Annotated in this window: 10 protein-coding genes, 1 tRNA gene and 1 pseudogene; 3 read left to right on the top strand and 9 right to left on the bottom strand. The window is 43.2% G+C overall.

Annotated elements, in window-relative coordinates; genetic code table 11:
- Nucleotides 1-227 (top strand): annotated as a pseudogene (locus tag FTV30_RS05900) (IS701 family transposase); the annotation flags it as partial.
- A 227-nt stretch (nucleotides 228-454) separates the two neighbouring features.
- Nucleotides 455-1,234, top strand: a complete 780-nt coding sequence (locus FTV30_RS05895) for an IclR family transcriptional regulator (RefSeq protein WP_180001188.1) — start codon at nucleotides 455-457, stop codon at nucleotides 1,232-1,234.
- A gap of 80 nt (nucleotides 1,235-1,314) precedes the next feature.
- On the opposite strand, the gene FTV30_RS05890 is transcribed toward FTV30_RS05895, so the two are convergent.
- The 3 genes from FTV30_RS05890 to FTV30_RS05880 are packed head-to-tail and all read right to left on the bottom strand — an operon-like array spanning nucleotide 1,315 to nucleotide 4,380.
- A complete protein-coding gene (locus FTV30_RS05890; RefSeq protein WP_180001187.1) occupies nucleotides 1,315-2,466 on the bottom strand; it encodes an acyl-CoA dehydrogenase family protein in 1,152 nt (383 codons plus the stop codon).
- Entirely contained in the window at nucleotides 2,459-3,241 is a 783-nt protein-coding gene (locus FTV30_RS05885; protein ID WP_180001186.1) for an enoyl-CoA hydratase/isomerase family protein, read from the bottom strand. Before FTV30_RS05885 ends, FTV30_RS05890 begins: the two co-directional genes overlap by 8 nt.
- Nucleotides 3,242-3,273: 32 nt before the next feature.
- Nucleotides 3,274-4,380, bottom strand: coding sequence for an acyl-CoA dehydrogenase family protein (locus tag FTV30_RS05880; protein WP_180001185.1), 1,107 nt, complete (start codon nucleotides 4,378-4,380; stop codon nucleotides 3,274-3,276).
- 324 nt (nucleotides 4,381-4,704) lie between these two features.
- Here FTV30_RS05880 and FTV30_RS05875 point away from each other — a divergent pair, with 324 nt between their 5' ends.
- Entirely contained in the window at nucleotides 4,705-5,451 is a 747-nt protein-coding gene (locus FTV30_RS05875; protein WP_180001184.1) for an IS5 family transposase, read from the top strand.
- 239 nt (nucleotides 5,452-5,690) lie between these two features.
- Here FTV30_RS05875 and FTV30_RS05870 read toward each other — a convergent pair whose 3' ends face one another.
- The 6 genes from FTV30_RS05870 to FTV30_RS05845 all read right to left on the bottom strand — a co-directional run bounded on the left by FTV30_RS05870 (nucleotide 5,691) and on the right by FTV30_RS05845 (nucleotide 9,338).
- Entirely contained in the window at nucleotides 5,691-6,725 is a 1,035-nt protein-coding gene (locus FTV30_RS05870) for a DUF932 domain-containing protein (protein ID WP_180001183.1), read from the bottom strand.
- Between the two features lie 74 nt (nucleotides 6,726-6,799).
- The gene (locus tag FTV30_RS05865; RefSeq protein ID WP_180001189.1) at nucleotides 6,800-7,105 is read right to left on the bottom strand and encodes a hypothetical protein; all 306 of its coding nucleotides are present in this window, start codon (nucleotides 7,103-7,105) and stop codon (nucleotides 6,800-6,802) included.
- 118 nt (nucleotides 7,106-7,223) lie between these two features.
- Nucleotides 7,224-7,604, bottom strand: coding sequence for a hypothetical protein (locus FTV30_RS05860; protein WP_180001182.1), 381 nt, complete (start codon nucleotides 7,602-7,604; stop codon nucleotides 7,224-7,226).
- An 11-nt stretch (nucleotides 7,605-7,615) separates the two neighbouring features.
- Entirely contained in the window at nucleotides 7,616-8,185 is a 570-nt protein-coding gene (locus tag FTV30_RS05855) for a hypothetical protein (protein WP_180001181.1), read from the bottom strand.
- A 17-nt stretch (nucleotides 8,186-8,202) separates the two neighbouring features.
- Nucleotides 8,203-8,463: a hypothetical protein gene (locus FTV30_RS05850; protein ID WP_180001180.1), complete on the bottom strand. Its 261-nt coding sequence runs from the start codon at nucleotides 8,461-8,463 to the stop codon at nucleotides 8,203-8,205.
- Between the two features lie 785 nt (nucleotides 8,464-9,248).
- Nucleotides 9,249-9,338, bottom strand: a tRNA-Ser gene (locus FTV30_RS05845).
- Nucleotides 9,339-9,395 lie beyond the last annotated feature (57 nt).

Genomic DNA, 9,395 nt, shown 5'->3' with positions numbered 1-9,395 from the left:
AGGTTTGTCATATTGAAAAGTTTCAAGTAAGACGATCTAAACTGATTTTGAATCATATTTTTTCAGCCTTGATGGCCTACGTTGAGATACAAAAGAACCAGTTTGAGCGGATCTTTGAAAATGTATATCGTTGGCAGAAGAAATTATTTAGACCAGTTATCAAAAACTTCATTGATGACTTTATTCTCGATAAAAATCATCTGCTACCACAGAGAATCTATAAATAATAGTGCGTAAGTCCTAATTAAATACTTAATTCATCTTAAACATTTGTTATATCTATAGGTATATGCCAATACATATTCGACGAAATATGGAAGAAATCCCTATGTTTTTCGTTGGATATAAATGCTAGATTGATTCAGCAAAAAGCAGCAGAAGTGCAATAACTTTTATTTGAAATGTAAAAATTCATGGATGAGAAATTAAGAAAGATTCATAAGGAGCAGCAAAGTTGAGCGTTTCCCAAGTTAAGTCAGCAGTAAGAGCATTGGAAATCATGGAATATTTCCGCTCCGTAAAACAGTCCCGTTCAATGAGTGAAATTTCAACTGTTCTCAACTACCCGCAGTCCAGCACCACAGTTTTACTAAAAACCTTAGTCTCCAGTGGATATTTAAATTTCAACCGGACAGAACGGCTCTATTTTCCAACGTTAAAACTTTATGATTTAGGCAACTGGATTCCGTCCAGCATTTTTTCTTCTGAACTGGTTTTAGATGTTCTGCAGGATATTCATGATAAAACTGGCGAGACCGTTTCGATCACCACGAAAAATGATATTTATGTACAGTACAATAAAATCATCCATTCTGTGCATGCGCTACGTTATCACGTCAGTGAAAGTGAATTGCGCCCGCTGACCCAATCCTCAGCTGGCTGGCTGCTGATGTCGACCATGAATGATAAAGCTCTGGACAACACTATACGCAGAGCCAATAGCGTGACCCAGCAAGAAGGCTACCGTGTAGATATTACAGAAATGATGGAGCGGATCCGTCAAATCAGAGAACAAGGCTACTCATGTACCGGCAACCTGCCCTTCCAAGGCAGCGGCACCATTTCAGTTCTAGCGCCAATCAGCATTCATGGCCAGCCCGTGACCATTGGCATCGGCGGTGAACTGCAGCGTATTAAACAGAACTTCGACAGCTATCTAGATTTATTGCGCACGGGTGTTAAACGCTTAGAAAATAATAGCAACTTCCATCTGCCAATTGAAATTACGATGTAATTTTTTTCATCTTTTCATACATAAAAAAAGAGTTTTTATCTCGCAATAAAAACTCTTTTTCTTTTAAAAAAATCAAAACCTTAGGTTGGTAAATTCAATACTGCTTTGGCTAAAATGTTGCGCTGAATTTCATTTGATCCGCCAAAAATTGCCGGTGCACGCGCATCCAAGAACAAGTTCATTGCATCGACAGCGCCGCCGTCGATTTCAATATCATCATCCAAGCGAGCATCTGCGCCTGCCAGTACCAGCGTTTCTTCTGTGATGCGCTGATACAACTCAGTGGCAGCGATTTTCAGAATGGAGACGTCCGCGCCCAAATGCTTGCCTTCGCGCAACACTTTGGCATAACGCTCAAAGCTAGAGCCTAAATCATATAAGTCCAAACGCAGCTTGGCATATCGCGACAGAAAGGCAGCATCGTCAAAGGCTTTTTTATGCTCCGCTAATTTGTCTAATCGGCCCAGCGCCAATTCAGCACGTACAGGCGATCCTAAAAAAATACGCTCATGACCCAAGACAGATTTGGCAATGGTCCAGCCCTGATTCAGCTCACCGACCAAGTTTTCTTTTGGCACACGGACATTATCAAAAAACACCTCACAGAAATCTTTTTCACCGCGCAGGTTTTCAATAGGACGCACATCTACACCTGGGGTGGTCATATCTACCAACAGCACAGATATGCCCTTTTGCTTTTTGACTTCCTTATCTGTACGCACCAGCAGAAAAATCAAGTTGGCGCAGCTGCCCAGCGTGGTCCAAATTTTTTGTCCATTCACCACAAATTCATCGCCGTCCAGTTCAGCACTGGTACGTAGGCTAGCCAAATCTGAACCTGAGTTTGGTTCTGAATAGCCCTGACACCAGACGTCTTCACCAGAAAGGATACGCGGCAGATAATAATCTTTCTGCGCCTGTGTACCGTAATTTAAGAGCAGCGGGCCCACCAATGATGTACCGTGATCAGGAATGCGCGGACAGCCATTTTTTGCCCATTCTTCCACATAAATCATATGTTTGGCGGGCGTCAGCCCCATACCGCCATATTCTACCGGCCACATTGGCGCCAACCAGCCATGTTTATACAGCGCTTGATACCATTCTTTCACTTCTTCGTACAGCGGACGCTGCTTGCGCATATATCTCAATTCTTCCGGACAGTTTGCCAAAATCCATTCACGGAAAATTTGGCGGAACTCTTGATCCGATAAGCTATTCCAATCAGCCATGATTTAGCTCCTGAAATACCGGTGTGCGTTTTTCTAAAAATGCAGCCATCGCTTCTTTAGAATCAGGGTGGCGAGTCATTTGTACAGTCAGGTTTTGCTCAAAACGGTAACCGTCTTTCAATCCCATGGTTTCCACGGTATTAATGGCGCGTTTTGCCAAGCGCACAGCTGTTGGACTCTTGCTGGCAATCGAATTCGCAATTTGCATCGCTTCTTTCATCAGGTCTTCAGGCTTAGTGCAAGCCTCAATAATCCCACGCTCGTACAGTTCACGCGCACTTACTCGATAACCAGTTAAAATCATGCGGCGCGCTAGAGAGTGTGGTAATAAACGCATTGCGTGACGTGCACCGCCCATCAGGCCAATATCGATTTCAGGCAAGCCAAAAACTGCATTTTCAGAGGCTAAGATAATATCGCAGCATAAGGTCAAGCCTAGCCCTGCACCCAGTGCTACACCATTTACTGCTGCAATTACGGGAATATTGGATTCCATGATACAAAAACCCGCCTCGCGAGTACGGCGTAAATGGCGGCTGGTTTCACCTGGCGTTGCGCCAACGCTGCCGCGCGATTTAATATCCGCCCCTGCAGAAAAGACTTTGCCTTCTGCGGTTAATACAATCACGCTGACATCGGTTGAATCATTCAGCTCATCAAACACGCTGATCAACTCTTCGACAAACTCTTTAGATTGTGCGTTGACTGGCGGACGGTTTAAAGTCACAACAGCAACGCCATTTTCGATTTCTGTTTTAATTAATTGATTTAGCATGAGAACTCCTTATTGACTCTTCTTTCCTTGGATTAATTTGCACGTTCAGTCTGAACGAATTGAATTCTTAATTTTTCAGCATCGCCGAATGAGGCGGCTAAATTGATTGCGCGCTTCAAATACAGTCCAATATCACATTCTGCTGTGAAGCCCATGGCGCCATATAAATGCACCGCGCGACGACCAATCGAAGTTGCAGATTCACTAGCGCGCACTTTAGCCGCCAGCACCGCTAAATGGCTGTCTATGCCATGTCCTGAAGCTAAGCGTTCAACTGCATTGTCAATTGCGGCACAGGCAAATTCCGCATCCGCCCACATATCTACCAAACGATGCTGAATCACTTGAAATTTAGCAATGGGCTGGCCAAACTGTTCCCGCTGCTGCATATATTCACAGGTCAATGTGACTAATTTGCTGGCAATGCCAGCAAGTTCGGAAGCCACAGCCAGCATGGCTAAATCACTGCATTGACCTAATCGCGCACTTAAATGTCCCTTTGCCAGCAGCTGTGCCGCTGGTACAGCCGTATCATTTAACCTGAGTATTGAAAGTATCGTACCGTCTACTGCGCGGTGATCTTTCCGTGAAATGCCCGAACTTTGCGCAGGCACACTAAATAAATATTGCACACCTTCAGCATCATGCGCTTGTATAATAAAATCAGATGCTTCTTGTACAGCGTCTAAATAATCACTTTTACCGTTTAGAATAAAATCCTGACCATTCAGGACTGCGGTTATTTTCCCCCCAGTCACAGGAACCACCAGCTGATCCGCATTTAACAACACAGCGGCCAAACGTGAACGCTCTTCAGATGCGTTCAAGCTATTTAAAATGGCTGAGGCAAATACCGCAGAAGATGCAATAGGTGATGTCACCAATTCCTGACCCAGCGCATGGCTAATAACTGCCTGCTCTTTAATGCTTAGCCCGGCACCGCCCTGCGCTTCGGAAAGCAATAAGCCAATCCAACCGGCATCCGCCATTTCTTTCCATTGTTTTTTGTCCAGTGCATTCTGGCTCTCTCTCAATTGGCGTAAACCTTTTGCACCAGGAAAGCCTTTTGAAAATGCAACCACACTTTCTTTAAGCATGTCCAGTACGCCGTCAGCATCATCCATCATCAGTTCTGACATTCACAAATCTCCTTTTTGCATTGCAGCAGCTTCACATCGTGTCTAGTCATTTCAAGATATTCAAATACGGAAAAAATAAATTTTCATTCAGGAAACTGAGCTGAATCAGCGGGCGTCCTTGCGTACCGAAGATCATTTTTATCGTGGTTTAGAGAATGCGGTTAAGCGATAGAATCTGTCAATTTCAAACCTAATTTTGCTTGAAATATCATGTATATGAATTTTATAATTTTTTTAAATCTACTAGGGTCTGTTGACATTTACAGGCTAAAAAAATAGCGAAGTCGTAAAATTAAATCGCCAAACCCAATTTTACTATTCGCTATGCCTCGTACCATGCTGACAGATCAACACTGTTCTAAGCTGAAATCTATTCTCTTTAATTTCGGTATCTATCTCAAACAGAATTTGAGGTTATTTTTTGAAGCAATTCTTTATAGAATTCGAACAGGGTGTCCTTGGCGTGATTTGCCTGAATATTTTGGTAAGCCAAACTCGGTCTTTAAGAAGTTTAGCCGTCGGTCAAAACAATTTAAGCTATTAATAATATTCAAATTAATATTTAAATCTACTGATTTAGAATGGGTGTTTATTGATGCTACGTTCTCTCGGGCTCATCAGCATGTTACTGGCATACAAAATAAAGCGATCTCAAAAAGTATTGGTGGCAATAGCTCTAAAATACATTTAGCTGTGGATGCTGATGGAAACCCTATTAATTTTATCGTGAGTGATGGGACAGCCCATGATATAAAAATTGTACCAGACTCAGTAGATTCATTAGATTTAGAAACGACAGAAATTTTATGTGCTGATAAAGGGTATAACTCTGAAAAACTGAGGGAAAAGATTGTTAGCACAAAGACTAAAGCGAATATTCCGAGGAAATTTAATACTAAATCGGACAATAATCATATGGATTGGCATTTATATAAAATCAGACACTTAATCGAAAATAGTTTCTGTAAGCTGAAACACTTTAGAGGAATTGCCGCCCGATATGATAAGCTGAAGGGAAACTACGAAAATGCAGTTGCCTTAGCCTGTATATTTATTTGGCTGCTGTTATGAAATGTCAACAGACCCTAATGATTTTAATAAACTAACTAGTCGGTCATTTAGAACACTTTATACAAAAAAAAATTAATGCACTTGGATTTTAGTAATTTATAGATACTCTTTGATTATTAAATTTTACACAAAAAAAGCCACATCTGGAGAGGTGGCAAAGAGGTATTTGGATTCAAGGGAATTTCTAGGATCATGTTAATCTAAGATCATCATCTTAAATCCAATATCTGAATATAAACTTAAACAACTAAGCGTAGTGCTTGTTCTAATCCGCGCTGCTTGATGCCTGCCCCTGCACCAAACCATGCTGAATCCAGCCGGTGATCCTGACTCATGGCTCTTCTTTCATGGTCACAGAATTCCGTGATGCTGCACAGCAAGCCATATGCGGTATCTTTAGCTGAACTGAGTTCTGCTCCACGGCCTTGCCCGTTAAACATAGTCATGACCTTAGACATTGCTCGTCCATTCGGTTCAGCCTTGTCTTTGCTTTGTGATTTACTGGCTACATTACGGTAAAACTGAATAATGCCATCATCCTGCTCCATTGGGCTCAGGCTACTGTTGTTGAACACAGCATCAAAATAAGCCACAGCTTCGGTCTGGGTGACTTTACGCTGGCTCAGCTGTTTCATCTCATACATGTGATCCTCCCATGCACGCACGGAAATACCTAACTGCTGTTTAATCTTCTGGGCATCGAACTTGGTGCTGTGCGGAACTTTGACCACGCCTGCACTGGTATTCTGCCCCTTGAGAGCAATCGCTAAAGTGTTGTTGCACACTACGCGGATTGAAGTAAATTGCGCTGTGGTCGCAAGCGTTCCATCACAGCCGGTTGCCAGCAGAATATAGCCATTGCTGACATCTTTGCCTTTTAAAGCTGAGCTTTGTCCAGTTTTGGCGAGTGCCCAGAATTTTTTGCCGCCTTTCAGCACACCAGCTGTTTCCAGCTCAAAGCCTGATTGTTCAGTCAGGTCTCGATAAAACTCCAAGATCTGTTTAGGTTGAACTTCCTGATAACGCTGGCTGACCACAGACAATGGTGCATGGGTATCAGAGCGGTAAAGTACACGCTGTTCTTCATAAGGCATGATGATGTTTTGCCCGCGTTCGTTTTGCGCCATATAACTGACATTGGAAGATTCAATGCGCCAGTCCATACCAGCCTGCTGTGCCCAAACTTCAATCGGCTGATTTTGTGCGAGCTGATTGCCGAGACCATGCCAAGGGGTGTCACCAACATAAGCCATTTGTTCAATTTGATGTGCCATGTTTATATTTCCTATAGATGTATGTTGAAATTCAGGTTGTTGATTAAATGTGTTTAAAGTTTGTGGCTTGAGCTTTATGGTTTTTTGGCCCAAGCAAAATGCTGCCGGCAGTCCAAACAAAGATATTGATCTGCTTGGCTGTAATAGGTTTCAAAGTAGTATTGACTGACAACCACCAGCACACCGCCAATCACCACACCTACAGCCGCTCCTGCCGCAGGCGAAAAACCGACCTTCTTAGCAAGCCTTGCTCCCAGCACAGCCATTTGTGCAGGTGAGATGCAGCGCTGAAGCTGTTCAAAGTAATTTGTGTTTGATTTGCCAGATGCGGTTTGTCTGACATTGCCGGACTTGCAGTAGGGACATTGAAGGACGGACACGATATATTCCTTGTAGATAAGTTCAGCTCTAGAGTGCTGAATAGCGGGCATAAAAAAACCGCATCCCTTAAGGACGCGGCTTAGTCAGTTCTAGATTAAAGTTTAGATTGAAACGCACTTAGTTAAAGCTGTAGCTCGCTGTTCCCTGTTGCGTTTCAACATCTACACGCACAACGTTATCGTAACCGCAGCCGGTTAATTTCAGCCTTAAGCGCAAGCCCATTTTAAAGTGCTGCGGGTATTCAAGCGCTCTGCGGTAGCCTTCATAACTGCACTCACCGTTGTTGATTAAAACGTTGGTGACATCAATCGGATCTGGACTGTTGGAACGAATGGTGATGACATGCGCCACTTGGTTTTGTGCATACCAGTTGCTAGTATCCTCTACATTCATTTCAACACTAAAAGTATTGGGATCAAGGCTGGAGCCACACCCTGACAGCATCATGCCTGCAGCAGCCGTTACTGCCAGCAGGATTGATTTAAAATATTTATTCATAGCAATCATCCTCAACAGTAGTTGTAGCTTACGCCGTAATCACCGGTCTCTAAATCAATACTGACCAGATGGATTTCACAGTCTGTACCATTATCAAATTTATAAACATAGTAACGGTTGCCCGCCTGTTCCGACTCTAATGCGCCGTGTTCCTGCAAGCTAAAGCCACTCACTGGTTTGCCCGTATCTTTCGCAGCTTTGGCAAAAACCAGCTGCTGGTACTTGTCTATGTTTTTCTGCTCAAATTCAGGCAGGTCTGCATAAGGAAGCATGGACAGCAAGGTATCTGCAGCTTTCAAGTTTTGATCAAACTCAAAGCTTAGCAATTCAGGTTCATGCTGGGCCGAACTTGAGCCCTTGCTGCCAGCAGTCAATTCCTTCAAATCAATGCCATCGACTTCCGCTGCAGGAATGCCTTCTGAAGCAGCAGCTTCTGACGCTGGCATATCATTCACGTGGGCTGCAGCTATTTGAACAGGTTTCTGAACGCTGGACTTGGTACTGAAGAAATAGAATCCGGACACGATAATAAGGGTCAAAGCCAGAATAGCCGCCAGACCCAATATGGTTTTTTGGTTCATCTCAAATCTCCTGTCCTTTAGTTCGGTACAGAGACTTGACCATTCTGAGCGTTATAGTGAACAAAGCGTGGGCAGCCGCCCTGAAAGTTCACCGTGAAATTACGCCAGCCGCGGTTTCCCGGATTGGTTTTATACATGCACTGATACACGCCGCCACCAGTATGACGCGCTTGAATCAAATAGGATTCACTGGCTTGCGAAAACCAGCCTGCCTGCGCCCATGACGCGCCTGCAAGAAGTGATGAAATCAGGGCAGTTTTTAGGAAAGTTTTTAACATAGTCATTTTCTCTTTTTACAGGCATCACCGGTCTTCTGCAGATCCGGTGTCCCCCATGCAATCTTTGTTGGAATGAATATCTAAGTTTTTGAATTTTTTATAGACGATAAAGCGTACAGATCTACTTAGCTCAAAACAGCATTAGAGATTCATCTTCATATCGGTAATATGTATTTAAAAAAGTTTTATTCTTAAAAAGTCATAGACACAGCTATGCACCACAGCACGCGGTCTAATCACCCAACGGTACAAATATTGAAAAAGAGAAAAATAAGGGATGATATTGTTGTAAGCGCATGGCGTACTCCTTTGTTTAAAAAGAATTCTACCAATTCACTGCTAATATGATGGTGGCAGAACGAAGAAGGGTTAGCAGACTGGTAACAAAGAAACCAGCACGCGCAAGCGCGTCCCCCCTCCGCCCTACCGCAAAGAAAGGGGGACGAACGGGTCCACAACATGCAAAATGAGATTTCGCATATTGTCTTTGTTAATGGGTCTGCTAAAACCCGCTGACGATGTAGGTCAGCAGGCTAAGGATAATCTGCACGTTATATAGCGTCAAGCAAGCTAAGCGAATGAATAGTGAAAATATTTAGAATTATGAAATGTTTGAATAAGAATATAGTTAGATTTAAATACAGTTTTTTAAACTGCATTCCGTTATCTTCCAAATACAACCTAATGTAGCCAATTCAATCCAAAATTTGATGAGGGGTAGGTTGTGGGGTAAAACTACAGACAAGAAAAAAGCCCTTGTAAATACAAGAGCTTAATTCAAAATTTGGCGGAAGCGGTGAGATTCGAACTCACGGAGGACTCACACCCTCGTCGGTTTTCAAGACCGGTGCATTAAACCGCTCTGCCACGCTTCCATGGGCGCAATAATACGGCGCTTTTATGTAACTGACAAGTGAAAGTTACAGTGAATC

The organism is Acinetobacter sp. YH12255 (genome assembly GCF_013417355.1).
Lineage (GTDB): Bacteria > Pseudomonadota > Gammaproteobacteria > Pseudomonadales > Moraxellaceae > Acinetobacter > Acinetobacter pseudolwoffii.
Note: the sequence above shows the minus strand (reverse complement) of the source record. Positions and strands in the feature narration are given on the sequence as shown.